Genomic DNA, 17794 nt, shown 5'->3' with positions numbered 1-17794 from the left:
TAAACCCTGGTATTTAGGTGTCTATTATATCAGGATTCCCATTCGGAAGTTTGAGTCTTAGGCTAAAATTTAATGGCTTCCTTCAGCTGTTTTACTCAGATCGATGGCAGGAACTATCCGTTTTGGCTCTTGCGTCAGGCTGTTCCAAAACCAGCTTGAATTTTCAGAGACAATCATCTGTTCTGTTGGGCGCATGTTGTCTTTTTGGCGACCCTGTGTCACGAATTTCCCACCTTTCCATTGAAAAATAAATTTTCGGTAGAGTTTGCCATCTAATTGAATCTCCAATTCATAATTGCCGTCTTTCAGGTCGGCTTTTTTAATGATTGAATTATTGGCTGCTTTGCTGATCGGAAGGGTTTCAAGAGTGGTATAGGGGTAAAGAGTAATATTGTGGGGTTCTTTGCCCGGCTGTTTTGCAAAAACTTTGCCATTGTGTTTTAAGGTGACCAGCATTTTTTTCGTGATTGAGCTTTGATCGCCCACTTCTTTTTCTCCCGCAAACCCAGCATCGATCAATAATTGACCATCTGAGGCAAAATGGAAGCGGGCCATCTGAGTTTGGGGCAAATAACTGTAAAAGACTTCTCCTTTGGCGAAACGACCTTCTCCTTGTTTATAGGATCTGACTTCAAACCATTCAGCCGAAAAGATTTTGCCTTTTTCAGAAAAGATCATCCAATACAAACCGGGTTTAAGTGTGATTGAATTGGGGCTTGAGATACATTTCCCGCCCTCGCAGGCGTTTTGCCAGGTATTGATTTCACCCAGGGCAGCACCATTTTTATAGGTGTGAAGATGCTCGCTGCTCAAAAGAAGTGTTCCGTTATTGTCTGCGATATCAGTTCTTACCTGGACATTTCTTCCGGGAAGATAGACATGCACGCTCAAGACCTTGTTCGCAAAATAGAGTTTTGCATTTTGCGTGTCAAGTTTGACGGCTTCAATAAAATCATCGTAGTTTAAGGCCGGTGGATATTCTTCAGCTCTGAGGGGGGATTGACTTGCCAACCCTGCCAAGAGTGCTATAGCTATTAAGGTTTGAATTATTTTGCAACGCATCGTGAAGTACCTCCAAAGTTTTGGGGGATGCACCACACGCAAGGGCGCTGTCATGCATCCCTTTCACTTGGGAGTTTACCACATTCAATTTGACGAAGATCACATTCTGCCTGTGAGCAGGGATCTGTGGGCTGGGTTTCTGAGGCGATAGAATAAAACTCATGAACCCCAAAGGTTCAAAGCCGAACAAGGCTGCAAGCTAGAAGCAAGCTAGAGTTTTGAGGGTTTATGCAGCTCACTGAGGCTGCCCTGAGTTTCAGGGCAGCTTTTTTTCTTGCGAAAATAAGCTATAATAAAACCTATGGCAAATTTTTTGCCTTGAGTTGTCCAAAAAGATTCACTTCAATTCAGCCAGGAAGGATAGCAGTATGGGTATCGGAGATATCGGTTTCAGCGCTGTAAAATCCCTGATCACAATCGATACATGGATTTCAAATATCAATGCCAATATGGGTGGCGCAGGCCGTGTCGGTTTTAAGCAATCCAAAACCAAGTTCGAAGGGATTGGTGTTGTAGAGAACGCCAATACTGCATCCCCCATGATGGGAACCAGCATTGGGGAGCAAACGCTTGGCATTGTACAGACTTCTATCGATTTCAGTGCCGGTACCGTGGTTGCTTCTAACGAAATTACCCATTTCGCTGTAGAAAAAGTACGTGATAATTTCTTTTTGGTGGACAGGCGCGTGAGCGGTGCCTTAAATGTATTGGGAACAGCACAAAATTTCTCGACACTTTTGGCTACGCGTGATGGTGAGTTTCATTGGGGGCCTCTAGAAGCAGATGGTTTTCACTATCTTCGAGACAGTTATGGCAATTATGTTGTGAATTGCGCGACAGGTTTTAATTTTAAAAATGGTCCGGCTGATGTTGAGTTGGTCAGGGCGACGCCGACCCAAATGACCGATCCTACTTTTCTTCTCAGCACAGCAGCAGCGACTCCTGGTCTGGTACAGATTACCACTCCACAGTTTATGGAGTTTTCTGAATTTGGGGCCACACATTTCCGTTTGCCTTCGGATCCCAACAATGTGGTCGGTGCGACGGCCACGACACCTATCGATGGACGCGCCTCTGGAGCGCTTAAACAATTTGCCCTGGAAGGTTCCAACGCTTCATTGACTTTGGCTGTGCCAGAGCTCTCTCTGGCCCAAAAACTCTACAGTGCGATCGGTAAAGTCATGTCTGTCTTTAACAGTACAGTGGATGATACCTTGCAATTGATTCGCTGATTTCAATCTTATAAAAAAGCCTCTATCAAGGGGCTTTTTTCATGGCTTAAGTGTGAAGTGACGCTAACCCAAAGCGGCTTAAGTTCGAATTGACTGAAAGTCAGGCAAGTGACTTAAATTTTCTTCAAGTTGAATATTGGCGAAGCGTTGGCGAATTTTCCATTCCTTGGGCCAGGCATTGTTAAAATGGGTGGCCGTTGCTTTGGCCCATCCCAGTGCCAAGCCCTGGTAGCAAAAAAGGTGCCAGCCTTTTCCCTGGCCGGGAAGTGCTTCTCGGCTGAGATAGGCAATCGCTTCCTCTAGGCTCAGTTCTCGAATTTGAAAGTTTGTTGACCTGAGTCCTGGATACAGGGCCAAAGGGGCTGCTGGAATCAGATCTTTTCCTTTGATTTCAGCGCTGAAGATGCCCTTTGAGAGCAATTTTAAGGCCTTATTCAGTTCCTGAAATTCATGGGCAAAGCGTGAGGGTAAATACCAGATCTGCTCTTTTTCGGTTATAAAATCCTGTGCTTCAGCTGCTTGAACCCATTCAGTGACTTGAGCCAGATGCACCCGATTGACTGGGGCTTCAGATTTTTTTGCTTGCTGGCGTTTCAACTCCTTGGGGGGGTGAGAGTGGGGGGGCGTAGATTCAGGCTTCCGCAAGACGCTGAATGAAAACCCTTCTCCTTCTAAACGGTGGGGGTAGCAGCGATATAGTGGCATTTCCTTTGAACAGTCAATTCCCCATTCTGGGGGAAAATGCATTTCCAGGTTTTCAAAATCATGCTTCAGTTGAAAGGCTTGAAGCAGCATTTCGTTTTCTGAGCTGTTCCAGGTGCAGGTGCTATAAATCAAGAGCCCGCCGGGTTTTAAACAGGGCCAGATCTCTTCTAAAATTTGGTCTTGGCGCGTGGCGCACTGCAGGACCTGTGCCGGCGACCATTCTTCGAGTGCCTCTGTCTGGCGGCGAAAGAGCCCTTCTCCTGAACAGGGGGCATCGGCAAGAATCAGGTCAAATTGAAAGGGCAGTTTTTGAAAGTCCTTGGCCTGATTCTGACTGACAAAGACATTCTCTGCACCCCATTTGGCAATGTTTTCAGCCAGAATGCGGGCTCTGGCGGGCACTACCTCATTGGCGATCAGCCAAGCTTCTCGAGAAATCAAACTGGCAAGATGGGTTGATTTTCCGCCGGGTGCGGCGCACAAATCCAAGACTTTCAGGGCTTCAGTTTTGAAAGGCAGTTGTAAATAGATGGCTTCAAGTAGCATGCAAGAAGCGTCCTGCACATAATAACCTCCGGCATGAAAGCGGGGATCCAAGGTGAATACAGGGCGTTCGGAAAGATAAAGCCCGGTTTGAGACCAAGGCACCTGGTGAAGATTGTCTTGCGCTGAGGAGATCCTTAGTTTTGAGGGGTTCATGCGCAGACTGACAGGAGCGGGTTGTGCTTGCGCGGCAAAGAAAGCCTCTGTCTTTTCATTCAGAAGTTTTTGCATTTGGGCTTTAAATTCGGCGGGCCAGCGGGTCATGGTTTTTCTGCTTTCAGCAGCAGGAAGAGCGGAACACGCATCCGGCGTTCATAGAGTTTGCGGTTTTGAAACAGTTCTGGGCGGGGTTTGGATTCGCGCAAATCCAGGATTTGGAAACCTGATTTGCGCAGGGCCTGGTAATAATCTTCGACGGTACGATGGTATTTAAGAATCGGGGCGCCCAACCACGGATATTCGCGTTTGCCCGTGTGAAAATAGCGATCTACAAGCCAGTCTTGACGAGCGCCTCCTTCTTTCATGCTGATTTGATGCGAAGTAATCACAGGGTGTTCAACAGAAAAAACGAAATGCCCTCCCTTGCGCAGGGTGGTCTGAATTTTTGCAAAGAGGGCTTCAATATCTTCGATATAGTGGAAGGCCAATCTTGAAATGACACAATCAAAGCTTTCAGTAGGATAATCCCAGTTTTCAAGAAAAGCCTGCTCCACCCGCGCTTTTTTTCCAGACAGTTCCTGTTGCGCCAGTTTGACCATATTGGCGGAACCATCCAGCCCCAAATAACTTTGGGCTCCGGCTTTGAGTAATTCAGCGGCCAGGGTGGCTTCACCACAACCTAAATCCAGAATATCTTTGTTTTCAAGGGGGGGAAGCAATTCCATTAAGATAGGTTTTTCAAGGGTGTCATTAGCGCTGGTTTCACTGTTTCGACGGCTCATATAGTTTGAAAAGACTTGCGGATCATCATAAAAAAAGGGGCCACTGAGAACCATCTTTGTTTTCCTTTGGCAGAGTTCTGTTTCTGCCATTGTAACGCTTCATCTGCCCATTCTGGCAAAATGGAGAATGCCCATTTTCACAAACCTTTTATTGGTCTGAAAAAATGGGCATCGGTCGGAAGTGCCCGGTCGGGGTACGCATTTCTTTGCCACTTAGCGGGCAATCTGCTTAGGTGTTTAGCCCTAATTCATAACGCGATCCGTTCCGAAAAAAAGCGATCAAAACAGAAAGACTACTAAATTGCTAAATAGAGTTCTAAATAACTCTCAAAATGTGGTCTTTGGTTTTGTTTGCTTTACTTCCTTACCCTGATTATAGGTCTTTTAAAATATTAAATCAACACCCCAAGTGCAAAAATTACAAATAAAATTGGTGTAAACTGACAGAAGTGTTTTGGCCGATCGGCAAATGCTTTGCCGGAGGAGATTCTCCCTGATAAAAGGCAAGACATTTTTTGAACTGATATTAAGATTGAGGAATTCGTATCATGAGTTTAGGAACCCCCGAACGCCCTTTAAGAGTTGCCATTATTGGCGCTGGTCCCAGTGGCTTTTACGCCGCTGAGGCTTTGTTTAAATCTGATAAAACCCTGACTGTCGATATGTATGAAAAACTTCCAGTTCCCTTTGGACTGGTGCGCAGTGGGGTGGCACCTGATCATCAGAAGATCAAGAATGTAACCAAAGTATATGAGAAAATTGCCAGCAACCCGGCCTTCCAATTTTTTGGAAATGTCACCATTGGCAAAGATATCACCGTTGAAGAACTCAAGACCTTTTATGATGCCTTGATTTTTACCTCAGGGGCCTCATCGGATCGTCGCTTGGGCATTCCCGGTGAAGATTTGGCTGGAAGCCATACTGCAACTGAATTTGTGGCCTGGTATAACGGACATCCTGAATACCGCGATCGTGTCTTTGATTTGTCTCAGGAAACCGCTGTGATTATTGGACAGGGAAACGTAGCGATTGATGTCTGCCGGATTCTCTCAAAGTCTGTAGATGAATTGAAGAAAACAGATATTGCAAAGCACGCGCTGGAGGCCTTGGCTGAAAGCAAGATCAAAGATATCTATATGATCGGTCGCCGTGGCCCTGCTCAAGCCGCTTTTACGCCCCAGGAAGCCAAAGAATTGGGTGAATTGGAGATCTGTGATTCTCTGGTAAATCCGCGTGATATGCAATTGGGCCCTGTCTGTGAAGCTGAATTGCAATTGGCTGATAAGGCACATAACCGCAAAAATATGGAAATCTTAAGGGCACTTGCCGAAAAAGGTGAAACAGGCAAAGCCCGTCGTTTGCATGTTGAGTTTTTCTACAGTCCTGTTGAATTACGCGGCGAAGGGCGTTTGCAGGAAGTTGTTCTGGAGCGCAATGCGCTTTCGGGAGAAGCAGGTAAGCAAAAAGCCAGTGGAACCGGTGAAAAGCGTGTTCTGCCCTGTGGTCTGCTTTTCCGTAGCGTAGGTTATAAGGGGCAGGCCATGCCGGGTGTTCCCTTTCATGAAAGTTGGGGTGTATTTCCCAACGAAAAAGGCAAAATTGAAAATGGTTTATATGTTGCTGGCTGGATTAAACGAGGTCCCTCAGGCGTGATAGGCACCAATAAACCCTGCAGTTATGAAACCGTAGAGTCTCTCCTGGCAGATTTGGATGCTTTGCCTGCCTGTGCCACCCCCCATACTGCGGCCGTACTTGAGCTTTTGCACAAGCGACAGGTGCGTGTGGTCAGTTTTGAGGATTGGCGTAAAATTGATGCGGCAGAAATTGCCAAGGGCCAGGAAGTGGGCAAACCCCGTGAGAAATTTACGTCGGTTGCTGACATGCTGTCTGTTTTAAACAGCGCTGAAGTGGCTGTTGGCGTCTAAGCTAATTCCCGGCAGAGTTTTTACTCTGCCGGGATTCAGAATTTATGAAAAAAATAAAATCGCTTTGTATCTTTTGTGGATCTCAATCGGGGAAAAATCCTCTTTTTGCTGAGCATGCGCAAATCTTGGGACGTGGGCTGGCCCAAGCTGAAATTCGCCTGATTTTTGGTGGCGGTAAAATAGGCTTAATGGGTGAGGTTGCTGAGGCCTGCCTCAATGCTGGTGGAGAAGTCATTGGCGTGATGCCGCGACTCTTGATTGCGCGGGAGCGTGCCCATCGGAGCTTGACCCAATTAATTCAGGTTGAAACGATGTCTGAACGTAAAGAGACCATGGCGCAATTATCTGATGCTTTTCTGGCCCTGCCGGGTGGCCTCGGAACCCTGGATGAACTTTTTGAAATGTTGACCTGGAACCAGATTGGCTTGCATACCAAGCCCAGTTTTATCCTAAACAGTGCTGATTATTATCAAGATTTGCTCAGCTTTCTGTCCAAAGGAGAAGAAACGGGTTTGGTTTATCCATTGGGAACAGATTTGACAGTCTTTCAAACGCCAGAGTCTCTCCTGGCGGCAATGCACTGACGCAGGTGCGTCTGAATTTGAGCTGTGTTATGCTGTGACGGAGATTGAACCCCCGCAGTGAGGCTGAAAATGAATTGTTTACCCCCCGCTTTGCTATTGGTTTTTTGGTTGCTCTTAGATTTTACGGGGATTCTTCTCTCTGTTATCTCAACCACCTTCTATTTTGGCTGGGCGGGTCTTTCACTTTTGGTTGTTCGAATTTTTCTGACTGCCCTTTTGGCTTTTAGTGCTCCTTTGGCCTATCGCCTATTCTTTTGGCGATTGCCACAGGGACCCGTTTTAAAAATTTTGGTGGGAATACAGTTTGCGCTCTATTTAGCGATCAGTTTCAATCGGGACACGCAGTTTTTCGCCTGGGCGGTTGTGGCGGGGACCTGGGTCAGTGGTTTGGCTTTGATGGCCATATTTAGAAACTTTTCGGGTTTTAAACATCCAAGTCTTTCATTTATAGCCTTGATGTTTTCAGTATTTTTGTATCTTGGCAGTCGTGTCAGTAATCAGGGGCTTGCCTTGTTTTTTTTCCCCCCTTCTTTAAACGAAGGCAGTCCCTTGGCCTGGATCACAGTTTTGATTTTTGCTTTGGCCACACTTTTTCTACCCGCTCCTCTGAAAACAGTATCTGAATCTGAGAAAACATCGCCGCTCTGGTTAGCAGAGTTTTATGGTCTGCCATTGGGGCCACTCTTAGGACTGAGTGTGGGTTTAATCTACAATCTGCATATTTGGAGTGCGCGCACCTCAGATTATCAGGCCTCCGTATACTTTCTCTCCTTGATCTTGGGCTGTGCTGTGGCCTGGTTTGTATTTCTGGGGTTGAAACAGAAACGCTTCTTTGTCATTCCCATTGCCAGTTTTACTTTGGCAGTCTCTTTGTACTGTATACTCTTGGTTCAGTATCAGTTGGCTACAGGTTTGGCCGCACATTTTATGGGTAGTTTTGGATTGGGTTTGTTTTGGTTGGTGTATTTGACCCGTTATCAGGCTTTTAGTCAAAGCAAACAGGACTATTTTCCTGTTTGGGGTTTGCAATTGGGCTTCGTCGCTTTTTTGCTCATTCTGGCGATTTTTTTACTTCAATCAAATCCCAAAGGATTTTGGCTGGCCTGGTTGATGGTCTCCGCTGTTTTGGCGCTTGCAGAGTATAAAAATAATTCACTGCCTTTTGAACCGGGCCGCCTGCAAAGAATTTGGCTTTTCAGCTTGTTTTGTTTTTTTCTGCCCGGCATTTTAGCTCTGTTTATTCGTGAGCGTTCGGATCTCGCTCAAGCCGTTGCTCAACCTGTTTTGCGGATCATGTCGACCAATATACGCTATGGCTGGACAGATACCTATCGTTTTGACCCTTTTCCCCATGTGCAGTGGTTGAAAGCCCATCCCGTAGATATATTGGGTATTCAGGAAGTCAATAAAGGACATACTTCAGGGGCCTACTCAGATTTGTTCCGTCTCTATCAACAGGCGATGCCAGGACATTGGCGCTATGCCGATGCGAATTATGGCTTTGGCAATGCCCTGATGACTCATTTCCCCATTCTCAGTTCTGAAACGCGAACCTATCAGGCCAAAGATATGCTCAGACGCTCTTGCCTAAAAGCGACCCTGGCAGTAGGTAAAAATAAAATAGATGTGTATGTTACCCATTTAAGTCATCTGCCGCCTCCCAATCCAGTCAGAGAAGCCCAAGTTCAAGAACTTCAGACTTGGATTCGTGAAAGCCAAAATCCCTGGATTGTGATTGGTGATTTTAATGCCCATCCTGATTCGGCTGAAGTGCAGTCCTTGTTGAAACTGGCACACCCTGTTTTCAGTCAAAATAAGCAGCTTTTGCAGACACTTTCTTTTCCTTCGCTTCAGCCTCAGGAACGCATTGATTATATCTTTTTTAGTTCTCAATTCAGTTTGCGAAACCAAGAGATTCCTGCCACTGAAGGCAGTACGGATCATCGACCGATTCTGACGGAGTTAATCTTACCTTGAGCTGCAAGTCATTTTCCCCAGGCTTCGAATTGCGTTATAGTAAAAACATAGAAACAGGTAAGTTGGGAATAATGAAGTCATGCAAGAGTTAGATTCAAATGACGCACCTTTAAAGGCGTTGCCCAAAAAGTCAAAGGCACGCGAAACCGTTGAGACGGTGGTTGTGGCTTTGGGACTGGCTTTGATCACGCGCGCTGCTGTTGCTGAACCGCGTTATATACCCTCGGAATCGATGTTGCCGACTTTAAAAGTTCAGGATCGGCTGATTGTTGAAAAAATCTCGAATTATACACAGAAGTATAAGCGCGGCGATATTCTGGTTTTTTATCCCCCTTCTGAAACCCAAAATCAAGAATCTCCAGTCTCCAATACCTTGAAATGGTTGGGCTTTTCTACAACCCCTGCCTATATCAAGCGGGTGATTGGGCTTCCAGGAGAAACGATTGAAGTACGGGACGGCAAAGTCTGGATCAATGGCAAAGCACTTGAAGAAAGCGCCTATATCAAAGAGCCTCCCGTCTATGATATGCCCCCGGTGAAAATTCCTGAAAATAATTTTTTCATGATGGGGGACAACCGCAATAACAGTATGGACAGTCATGTCTGGGGAACTTTGCCCACTAAAAATATTATTGGACACGCGGCATTTCGATTTTGGCCTTTGAAACGAATTGGTACCCTGGATTAAAGTTTTCTTTTTCAGCCTGGGTTCAGTGTTTTACGCCCCGAATCTTGCGATCCTCTTCAAGCAATTTATTGCAGCGATCGATACATTCTGAGCAGATATAAACAGGCGTACGTGGGTTGCCTTTGCCCACTACCAGCAATTCTACATCCTGTTCATTCTTGCCACAGAAGGAACAGGAGGGTTTGGTGATCAGCATAATCGCAGGTGCACCACTGCTATGCTCCAAAGAGATTTCGAACATTTGATCGACCGTGACTTCAAGCGCATCACAAAGTTTAGCCAGGGTACTGAAAGATACGCCTTTGGATTTGCCGGTTTCCAGCTCGCTCAGGGCCTTTTGAGAAATGCCAGTCATTTTGGAGAGATCGGTCTGGCGCAAATTTTTCTGCTTGCGCAGATTGGATAGGTTACAGTGAATTCGACTCATAGATCTAGGCCCGCTTATTTTAGAGTGATTTATGCAAACAATATATCTTGTAGGTAATATCATTTATTATATAATCGATTAATCGAAAAAAAAATACCTCTTGATGGAAAAATAGTGCGTTAAAATGGGTATTATGCAAAATCAAAAGAATCGCAATGAAACCAATGCTCTGATTGATGAAGTCCATGTCATGATTCGGGCACGCTATCCCTTGATCTATGTTGTGTCTTGGGAAGAAAAAAGAGTAGAAAATCTACTAATAGAAATCGCACGCAGCCGAAACAAGGCCATTTTTAACTGGACGATTACCCAAGGGATTCAAAATTTAGAAGCTGGCAGTGCAGCCAAGAAACTTTTTGAAAATACCCAAGACCCTGTTGCCGCTCTGGACTATATTGAGCGTTACCAAAAGGGAGCCCTGTTTATTCTCAAGGATTTTCATCCCTTTATGCACGACGCCCGTGTGATTCGTCGCTTACGAGATTTAACCATTGCGCTCAAGACCAGCTTTAAAACGATCATTATTCTTTCCCCTGTTCCCCGTGTACCTGAAGAATTGGAAAAAGATATGGCCATGGTCGATTTTCCTTTGCCAAATCTTCCCGAATTGGGAAAAAAACTGGATGATATTATCAACTCAGTTAGCAATAATCCCAATGTCAAAATCAATCTTCAGACCGGAGATCGTGAGAAACTCCTGCAGGCAGCCCAAGGATTGACATTGGTTGAGGCTGAAAATGTATTTGCAAAAGCGATAGTTGCCAAGGGACGAATAGATCCTCAAGATATTCCTATTATTTTGCTTGAGAAAAAACAAATTATTCGTAAGAGTGGTATTTTGGAGTATTTCTCTCCAGAGGCAACCATCGACTCAGTAGGGGGGCTGGATCATTTAAAATCGTGGATGAGCAAGCGCAGTCTGGCGTTTTCAGAAAATGCACGCAATTACGGCTTGCCCCACCCCAAAGGAGTCTTGCTGATTGGCGTTTCTGGTTCTGGCAAAAGTCTGGTGGCCAAGGCTGTTTCTGCGCTTTGGAACTTGCCCCTTTTGCGTTTGGATATTGGCAGTGTTTTTTCGGGGTTGGTGGGCTCTTCAGAGGCGAATATTCGCACCGTGATTAAAACCGCTGAATCCATTGCTCCCTGCCTGCTTTGGCTTGATGAACTGGATAAGGGCATGAGTGGGGTTCACAGTTCTAATTTCTCAGATGGAGGCACCACTGCCCGTGTCTTGTCGAGTTTTTTGACCTGGATGCAGGAAAAAACCGCGCCTGTTTTTCTGATTGCAACCGCCAATGATATTTCTGCTCTGCCTCCAGAACTCTTGAGAAAAGGTCGATTTGATGAGATCTTCTTTTTGGATTTGCCCAGCCAACGCGAGAGAATGGAAATTTTTAAAATCCATCTTCAGCAACGTGGTCGGGATCCTCAATCTTTTGATGTCAAATTGTTGGCTGATCTATCGAAGGGGTTTTCAGGTGCGGAAATCGAACAGGTTGTGATCTCTGCGCTATATGACAGTTTTGACAGTCGTCGCGAACTCCAGAATCAGGATTTAATCAATACCATTCGTCAATCAGTTCCGCTTTCACATACCATGCGCGAAGCCATTGATGCTTTGCGACAGTGGGCGCAAACCCGTGCCCGACCGGCTTCGGGTGACCCACAAGAGATGGTCCTGGGTGAGTAAACCGCTTACGATTTTTTACTGAGATAGGGTTGTAAGTCGATATCGTAGACGGGCCATGGCAAGTCTTGTACTTTGACCTTGCCTGTTTGTGGATCATAGAGGTACGGGCGTTTATAAAAATCCAAAGGCAAGGATTTTAACAAGCCAACCTGCACCAATTCTTCCAGGCTGCGGGGGTAAATGGAACGGCTGGGAGCTACACTTGTTGGCTGAGGTCTCCGAAAACCTCTGCGCAAAGGCGGTAGCGGGGTCGGTTTGGGCTGAGCTGCGATTTGTGTGCCAAAGGCTTTAATAGCGTGTTCAATCCGAATTAAATCACAGAGTGTGGCTGTTTCAATAAAATGGCGTTGGGCGCGTTCCTTGAGATTTTTTTCAGAAGCATTTTGAATATTTTCAGACCAAAGTTGCAGCGAAAGTTGGCAATTGCTGAGGGGATCTGCCTTGCGGTAAAGTTGGGCGGCCATGCGCGCTGCAAAATCGGGCGCATGGGGCAATTTACTCGTGTGTTCAAAATATTTGGCAGCATTTTCATAGTCTTTATAGTAAAGATAGTAAAACAATCCCATATGATAGGGGATGAGCCAGTTATCCGGATTTAAACGCATCCCTTTTTGGAGCAGTTGAATGGTTTTGTCCCGCAAATTTTTGTCTTCACCCATGACGTAGCTTGCAAAGGTGTAAAGATTGATGAAATCAGGATCCAGTGTCGTCATTGCATCAAAATAGCGGTAAAGATAGGGGGAGGGTTTTCCCTGTTTTTCACGATCACCGTAATACTGAATGGTTTGCAACCAGAGCAGATCTGCATACAAGCTTTGATGCCCCAAAGCAGTGATTTTCAGAAAAGCAGGATCGGGTAAGTACAGCTGATCGAAGCTGTTTTTATCTTTGGGCAGGGCTTTGATCTGATTTAAATGCAGGGAGTGGGTCAGACTCGCTGCACCAATAAACAGAATGGCTATCCATGTACGTGCCCACATCTGACTAAAATTCCTTAAAGTCGAAAATCACCATGCTCAACAGCAGTAAGCCCAGGGTGTACATCAGACCATAAGCGATGCTTCCCCCAAAAATTTCAGCAGAAACGGCATGGCTCATTAAATGGTTCTTCAAGTTGAGACGTTCAAGATCAGGCAAAAGATAAAAAATAAACTGTGTCAATTGAACGACCAGGGGGCTTTGTGAGAGTTTACCAAAACTGACAATATCATTGCTCATATGGCCGATGGTATAAGCTGCAAGAGTAAAGATTGCACTCATGACAGGCGTTGCAAAGGTCGAGAAAAAGATGGCAAGGGCCGTTAAAAGTACCATTTCGATATAGATCAAGAGAATGGCTTGGGCGCTGCTTTCAAAGATTGGCAAAATGCCACTGAGCCCCCCAGAGGTATACCAAAGCACAAGATAGAAAGCCATGCCCATCGAGGCCACAATCATCAGCAGCATGATCGATAGCCCCATAAATTTTCCAAGGATGAAATCTGAGCGGTTCAAGGGTTTGCTCAGCAATAAATAGATAGTTTTTTTATCGATTTCTTTATTGAGCAGGTTGGTGCCTACAAAGATCGTAATAATCAAACCAAAGATACTGATGCTTGAAAGGCCCAGATCCAAGACGATTTTGTTTTCTTGATTCAAGCTCAGCGATTTGAGCAGAATGCCTGATGAGATCAGAATAAAGGAAAAAAGCAGAATGACATAGAGAATTTTATCGCGAATAGCTTCACGTAGAGTATTGAGGGCAAGCGGAAAACTTCTCATTCTTCTCCTCCTGTCTGGCGGGCTTTTTGAACTTCATCGACAAAGAGGTTTTCCAGGCTGCGATAATGTGTTTTGAGTTCAATCAATTCTCCCCCCGATTGGCGCGCGACCGCCAAGGCTTTTAAGGCTTTATCCAAGCTGTTAAAAGTAGCCTCTACCATGCCAGGCTTTTGCTCAATGCACCGCAAAGACAGGCGTTTGAGATTGGTATGTCCCAATTTATCAAGTTTATGAATTTGCATATGGTAGAGATTGTCCATGGGACGTAAGAGTTGTTGCATTTTTCCTGTGAGTACGATTTTTCCATCAGCCATGATGCCCACTCTGTCACAAATGGCTTCGACATCGGAAAGAATATGCGAATTAAATAAAATCGTTCGGCCTTCACGTTTAAGATCGAGTACCAGTTCTTTGACATCATGTCGTCCCAAAGGATCCAAACCCGACATGGGTTCATCTAATAATAAAAGTTGAGGATCATTGATCAAGGCTTGGGCAAAGCCCAGACGCTGCATCATGCCTTTTGAATAGGTTCTGATTTGTTTGCGGGCAGAGAAATCAGAGAGTTGAACCCGATCCAGAAGCATGGGGATCCGTTGTTTCAGGATACGGGCTGAAAGCCCGAAAAAGTCTCCGCAAAGGTTTAGAAATTCATAACCACTCAAATAGCCGTAAACGGAAGGGTGTTCAGGCAAATAACCTATTTGAGAACGATTACGCGTATTTGAGGGAAGTTGGCCGAGTACATGTACTTCGCCCCCATCAGGTTTGACCAAACCTACGAGTGTTTTGATTGTGGTTGTTTTTCCTGCGCCATTTGGCCCTAATAATCCAAAGGTTTCACCTGGAAAGACTTGAAGATCAACGCCTTTTAAAACTTCTACGCGTTTGCGCCAGAAACCCACATGAAATGTTTTGGTGAGGCCCTGAATATCAATTGCTGCTGTGTGTGGATCCATCGCTATTCAATACTCACTTCAGCCATTTTTAACTAGCATTATACCCTTTTGGTATCCAGATAGGGGTTAAATAGCATATATCGGTTGTGACCGATCACCTGATGGCATGAATCTTTGTGATGTTATAATGGCCTGAGATGCAGTTGGAGGCCTTTGATGAGTTCCTCAGTTTCGATAACCGAGCCACACCCTGAATCCAAAACAAAAAAAATCACAGTATTCATTCTCGTGCTTTTTTTAAAATTCTTTGTGGCGTTGCTTTTTTTAATTCTTGCGATGGCCGGTGGCCTTGCCACAGGTGCTTATTTTCGTTTGCAAAGTTTGCCTGATGTGCGGAAATTGGGGAATTTTGATCCCCATGAGCGTAGCGAAATCTTGACCTCTGACGGTACGGTTTTGAAACAGGTTTTTGGCGAAGAAAATCGCAAAGTGATCCTTTTAAAAGAAATTCCTGCGCATGTCCGCAATGCTGTACTCGCCATTGAGGATGCCCGTTTTAAGCAGCACACGGGAATTGACCCCATCGGGATTGCCCGTGCTGTAAAAGCCAATATGGATAGCAATGAAACGGTTCAAGGGGGCTCCACAATTACCCAGCAGGTCGTGAAAAACCTGTTCTTTACCCCAGAACGCTCCTATGCTCGTAAAGCTGCAGAGGCCGTACTTTCTGTACAGGTCGATCAAACTTTTTCAAAGGATCAGATCCTTGAACTCTATCTCAATTTGATTTACTGGGGGCACAATGCCTATGGCATTGAAGCGGCTGCAGAAACTTATTTTGGTAAATCCTGTAAGGATTTGACAATTGCTGAGGCTGCCATGATAGCCGGTTTGATTCGGGGGCCTGAAGCTTTTTCACCCTATCGGAACTATCAAATGGCGAAAACCCGTCAGATTGAAACCCTGCGTAAAATGGTTGAGAGTGGTTATATTACCAAAGAAGACGCTGAGAAAGCAAAGTCTGAGCCAATCAAACTCTATGGCATTCGCAGAGGCATGCAACACCCCTATTTCACGACCTATGTCATGGATTATTTGAAAACATTGTACAGTCAGTCGGAATTAGAAACCAAAGGCCTTAAAATTTATACCTCCATTGACGTAAAAGCACAAAACCATGCCGTTAAAGTCGTCAATGACCACCTTGAAAAATTAAAAAATTATAATATTCAACAGGGTGCTTTGGTTTCGATTGATGCCAAAACCGGACACGTGGTGGCGATGGTAGGGGGAACTAAATTTGGCTATGGCGCAAATGAATTTAACCGTGCTTTTCAGGCTCAACGCCAAACGGGATCTTCTTTTAAGCCTTTTGTGTATGTGACTGCGTTTGAAAATGGCTATACCCCCTATACCACTGAAATGGATAGCCCGACTGTTTATAAGACGGGGCCAGGAACCACCTGGAGCCCGCAAAACTATGGCCGCAATTACCGTGGAGCCATGACGATTCGCACTGCCTTGATGGCTTCAGTCAATGTGGTGGCTGTGAAAGTCATGGACAAGGTGGGCATTGATAAGGTGATTGAAATGACCAAGCGTTTGGGCATTAAAAGCGAAGTGCGTCCTTTTCTTTCCTCGGCTTTGGGGGCCTCTGAAATTACCCCGCTTGAAATGGCCCAGGCTTATTCGGCCTTTGCAAATGATGGCATTTTAAATATGGCATCGCCGATTGTGCGCATTGAAGACAAGAATGGCAATGTGATTTTGGACAATGCCAAACCCAAGGGCAAAAAGGTTTTAGATCAAGATGTTGTTCGCGCTCTGAACCATTCCCTGATGGCCGTCGTCACCGGGGGTACCGCCACGGCAGCCTATATCCCGGGTTATCAGGTGGCTGGTAAAACGGGAACGACCAGCAGTCACCGGGATGCTTGGTTTATGGGCTATACCCCTCAGTTGGTCACTTCGATTTGGGTCGGCAACGATACTCCCACTCGTATGTATGGGGCAACCGGGGGCGTTTTCTGCGCGCCTATCTGGAAAGATTTTATGGTAGAGGCATTGAAGAGCCGTCCTGCAGAGAAATTTCCTGAAGAACTGCCTTTGCGGCGTAAACGCCTCTACAGCAAAGGATCTTTTGTTTCCAGTGCTGAAGTTGAAGATGAAGATGAAAAAAAGAAAAAAGCGCGTTTAGCGGCTACCGCAGCGGCGGCGGCCCGTGCCCGTCAACAAACCACGGAGTCTCAATTGGATACCAGTTCCCAAGTGCGGGTACGCGTTCGCAATACGGCTCCAAGAGCGGTGGTCCCTCAAAATATTGAGAACAGAGCGCCCTCTGGCCGCATGACAGGTCTGCAACGTTCAACCTCCCGTTCGGGCCGTATGGAAGGTGGCAGTGCGACCGGACAGGCAGCAGGAGAATAATTGATGCCAGAAACAGCTACTTTTGGCGCCGGTTGTTTTTGGTGTGTAGAAGCTGTTTTTCAAAGACTTCAGGGGGTTTTAAGTCTTGTCTCTGGCTATACAGGAGGTCAAACTTCAAACCCTACTTATGAACAGGTTTGCTCAGGTCAAACGGGCCATGCTGAAGTGATTCAGATCGTCTATGACCCTGCTTTGGTTTCGTTTGCTGATTTGCTTGAAGTCTTCTGGCATACCCATGATCCGACCACCCTGAATCGACAGGGCAATGATGTTGGCAGCCAATACCGTTCAGCAATCTTTTATGGGTCTGAGGAACAGAAAAAGATTGCGGAGGTCTCTTTGCAGGCCACAGAGGCCTCAAAACTTTGGCCCAAACCAATCGTCACAGAAATAGTACCCTTGGGTGTTTTTTATCCTGCTGAAGACTACCATCAGAATTATTATTCAAACAATCCCAACCAGCCCTACTGCTCTTTTGCCATTCCGCCCAAGCTGCGCAAACTTGAGCAAAAATTTGGAGATCGACTGAAACCGATCAGTTGAGCATTTCACCATCCCAATAGCTCCAATGACCTTGGTAACGCTTAAATCGGGAGCGTTCGTGAATCAGTCCATCTTCGCCATTCAGCTTATAGTGTGCTTTGAACTCTACTTTGCCGGTTTTATCCTGGACTTTTCCCTGTGAGCAATTGAGGATTTCAAGTTTATAAAAAACAACGGCATTTGCCCATTTTTCAATATTTTCACGCTCTTTGGTTTCCTGGTGACGTGGATGCCGGGTCTTCAGCAGATAATCAATCTTGCGCAGCACATAAGCGCTATAGCGGGAACGCATCAAAGCTTCTGCGGTTTCAGGCCAGGCCTGACCCGCGTGAAAGGGTTCACAACAAGACGCATATTTTTTTTCAGAATGGCATGGACAAGCTGACATCT

The 17794-nt window shown here is 45.7% G+C and carries 16 protein-coding genes; 8 read left to right on the top strand and 8 right to left on the bottom strand.

Annotation, left to right across the window (positions count from 1 at the left end):
* Positions 1-69 precede the first annotated feature (69 nt).
* Positions 70-1062, bottom strand: coding sequence for a hypothetical protein (locus COW20_20640; GenBank protein ID PIW45338.1), 993 nt, complete (start codon positions 1060-1062; stop codon positions 70-72).
* A gap of 368 nt (positions 1063-1430) precedes the next feature.
* Between COW20_20640 and COW20_20635 the strand changes: the two genes are divergently transcribed.
* The gene (locus tag COW20_20635) at positions 1431-2294 is read left to right on the top strand and encodes a hypothetical protein (protein PIW45337.1); all 864 of its coding nucleotides are present in this window, start codon (positions 1431-1433) and stop codon (positions 2292-2294) included.
* Positions 2295-2372: 78 nt separating this feature from the next.
* Here the strand turns inward: COW20_20635 and COW20_20630 are convergent, their stop codons facing one another.
* Both COW20_20630 and COW20_20625 read right to left on the bottom strand, forming a co-directional pair.
* Positions 2373-3806: an rRNA methyltransferase gene (locus COW20_20630; protein PIW45336.1), complete on the bottom strand. Its 1434-nt coding sequence runs from the start codon at positions 3804-3806 to the stop codon at positions 2373-2375.
* Positions 3803-4537 carry an SAM-dependent methyltransferase gene (locus COW20_20625; GenBank protein ID PIW45390.1) on the bottom strand — a complete coding sequence of 245 codons (735 nt, stop codon included), beginning with the start codon at positions 4535-4537 and terminating at the stop codon, positions 3803-3805. Before COW20_20625 ends, COW20_20630 begins: the two co-directional genes overlap by 4 nt.
* 494 nt (positions 4538-5031) lie before the next feature.
* Between COW20_20625 and COW20_20620 the strand changes: the two genes are divergently transcribed.
* From COW20_20620 to lepB, 4 genes are all read left to right on the top strand, one after another.
* Positions 5032-6408, top strand: a complete 1377-nt coding sequence (locus tag COW20_20620) for an NADP oxidoreductase (GenBank protein ID PIW45335.1) — start codon at positions 5032-5034, stop codon at positions 6406-6408.
* Between the two features lie 53 nt (positions 6409-6461).
* Positions 6462-6992, top strand: coding sequence for a TIGR00730 family Rossman fold protein (locus tag COW20_20615; GenBank protein ID PIW45389.1), 531 nt, complete (start codon positions 6462-6464; stop codon positions 6990-6992).
* Positions 6993-7061: 69 nt separating this feature from the next.
* Positions 7062-8969 carry a hypothetical protein gene (locus COW20_20610; protein PIW45334.1) on the top strand — a complete coding sequence of 636 codons (1908 nt, stop codon included), beginning with the start codon at positions 7062-7064 and terminating at the stop codon, positions 8967-8969.
* A gap of 79 nt (positions 8970-9048) precedes the next feature.
* Positions 9049-9657 (top strand): signal peptidase I, encoded by a 609-nt coding sequence (gene lepB, locus COW20_20605; protein PIW45333.1) that lies wholly within the window; start codon positions 9049-9051, stop codon positions 9655-9657.
* A gap of 22 nt (positions 9658-9679) precedes the next feature.
* On the opposite strand, the gene COW20_20600 is transcribed toward lepB, so the two are convergent.
* Positions 9680-10147 (bottom strand): hypothetical protein, encoded by a 468-nt coding sequence (locus COW20_20600; protein ID PIW45332.1) that lies wholly within the window; start codon positions 10145-10147, stop codon positions 9680-9682.
* 70 nt (positions 10148-10217) lie between these two features.
* Here COW20_20600 and COW20_20595 point away from each other — a divergent pair, with 70 nt between their 5' ends.
* Positions 10218-11774 (top strand): ATPase, encoded by a 1557-nt coding sequence (locus COW20_20595; protein ID PIW45388.1) that lies wholly within the window; start codon positions 10218-10220, stop codon positions 11772-11774.
* A gap of 5 nt (positions 11775-11779) precedes the next feature.
* On the opposite strand, the gene COW20_20590 is transcribed toward COW20_20595, so the two are convergent.
* From COW20_20590 to COW20_20580, 3 genes are read right to left on the bottom strand one after another with little or no spacing between them, the layout of a single operon-like run.
* Positions 11780-12754: a hypothetical protein gene (locus tag COW20_20590; protein PIW45331.1), complete on the bottom strand. Its 975-nt coding sequence runs from the start codon at positions 12752-12754 to the stop codon at positions 11780-11782.
* A 4-nt stretch (positions 12755-12758) separates the two neighbouring features.
* Positions 12759-13535 (bottom strand): ABC transporter permease, encoded by a 777-nt coding sequence (locus COW20_20585; GenBank protein ID PIW45330.1) that lies wholly within the window; start codon positions 13533-13535, stop codon positions 12759-12761.
* Entirely contained in the window at positions 13532-14494 is a 963-nt protein-coding gene (locus COW20_20580; GenBank protein PIW45329.1) for a multidrug ABC transporter ATP-binding protein, read from the bottom strand. Before COW20_20580 ends, COW20_20585 begins: the two co-directional genes overlap by 4 nt.
* Before the next feature lie 156 nt (positions 14495-14650).
* Between COW20_20580 and COW20_20575 the strand changes: the two genes are divergently transcribed.
* Complete coding sequence (locus COW20_20575; protein PIW45328.1) at positions 14651-16861, top strand: penicillin-binding protein; 2211 nt, start codon at positions 14651-14653, stop codon at positions 16859-16861.
* A gap of 3 nt (positions 16862-16864) precedes the next feature.
* The gene (msrA, locus tag COW20_20570; GenBank protein ID PIW45327.1) at positions 16865-17404 is read left to right on the top strand and encodes a peptide-methionine (S)-S-oxide reductase; all 540 of its coding nucleotides are present in this window, start codon (positions 16865-16867) and stop codon (positions 17402-17404) included.
* Here the strand turns inward: msrA and COW20_20565 are convergent.
* Complete coding sequence (locus COW20_20565; protein PIW45326.1) at positions 17397-17792, bottom strand: SecC motif-containing protein; 396 nt, start codon at positions 17790-17792, stop codon at positions 17397-17399. The genes msrA and COW20_20565 overlap by 8 nt on opposite strands.
* Between the last annotated feature and the right edge of the window lie 2 nt (positions 17793-17794).

The sequence above is a fragment of the bacterium (Candidatus Blackallbacteria) CG13_big_fil_rev_8_21_14_2_50_49_14 genome, assembly GCA_002783405.1.
Classification (GTDB): Bacteria; Cyanobacteriota; Sericytochromatia; order UBA7694; family UBA7694.
Note: the sequence above shows the minus strand (reverse complement) of the source record. Positions and strands in the feature narration are given on the sequence as shown.

Bases quoted from the DNA above. Each gene is read 5' to 3' on its own strand.
- COW20_20580 (PIW45329.1), bottom strand. From the start codon at position 14,494: ATGGATCCACACACAGCAGCAATTGATATTCAGGGCCTCACCAAAACA.
- COW20_20565 (PIW45326.1), bottom strand. From the start codon at position 17,792: ATGTCAGCTTGTCCATGCCATTCTGAAAAAAAATATGCGTCTTGTTGT.
- COW20_20585 (PIW45330.1), bottom strand. From the start codon at position 13,535: ATGAGAAGTTTTCCGCTTGCCCTCAATACTCTACGTGAAGCTATTCGC.
- msrA (PIW45327.1), top strand. From the start codon at position 16,865: ATGCCAGAAACAGCTACTTTTGGCGCCGGTTGTTTTTGGTGTGTAGAA.
- COW20_20635 (PIW45337.1), top strand. From the start codon at position 1,431: ATGGGTATCGGAGATATCGGTTTCAGCGCTGTAAAATCCCTGATCACA.
- COW20_20600 (PIW45332.1), bottom strand. From the start codon at position 10,147: ATGATATTACCTACAAGATATATTGTTTGCATAAATCACTCTAAAATA.
- COW20_20620 (PIW45335.1), top strand. From the start codon at position 5,032: ATGAGTTTAGGAACCCCCGAACGCCCTTTAAGAGTTGCCATTATTGGC.
- COW20_20595 (PIW45388.1), top strand. From the start codon at position 10,218: ATGCAAAATCAAAAGAATCGCAATGAAACCAATGCTCTGATTGATGAA.
- COW20_20590 (PIW45331.1), bottom strand. From the start codon at position 12,754: ATGTGGGCACGTACATGGATAGCCATTCTGTTTATTGGTGCAGCGAGT.
- COW20_20575 (PIW45328.1), top strand. From the start codon at position 14,651: ATGAGTTCCTCAGTTTCGATAACCGAGCCACACCCTGAATCCAAAACA.
- lepB (PIW45333.1), top strand. From the start codon at position 9,049: ATGCAAGAGTTAGATTCAAATGACGCACCTTTAAAGGCGTTGCCCAAA.
- COW20_20640 (PIW45338.1), bottom strand. From the start codon at position 1,062: ATGCGTTGCAAAATAATTCAAACCTTAATAGCTATAGCACTCTTGGCA.
- COW20_20625 (PIW45390.1), bottom strand. From the start codon at position 4,537: ATGGTTCTCAGTGGCCCCTTTTTTTATGATGATCCGCAAGTCTTTTCA.
- COW20_20610 (PIW45334.1), top strand. From the start codon at position 7,062: ATGAATTGTTTACCCCCCGCTTTGCTATTGGTTTTTTGGTTGCTCTTA.
- COW20_20630 (PIW45336.1), bottom strand. From the start codon at position 3,806: ATGACCCGCTGGCCCGCCGAATTTAAAGCCCAAATGCAAAAACTTCTG.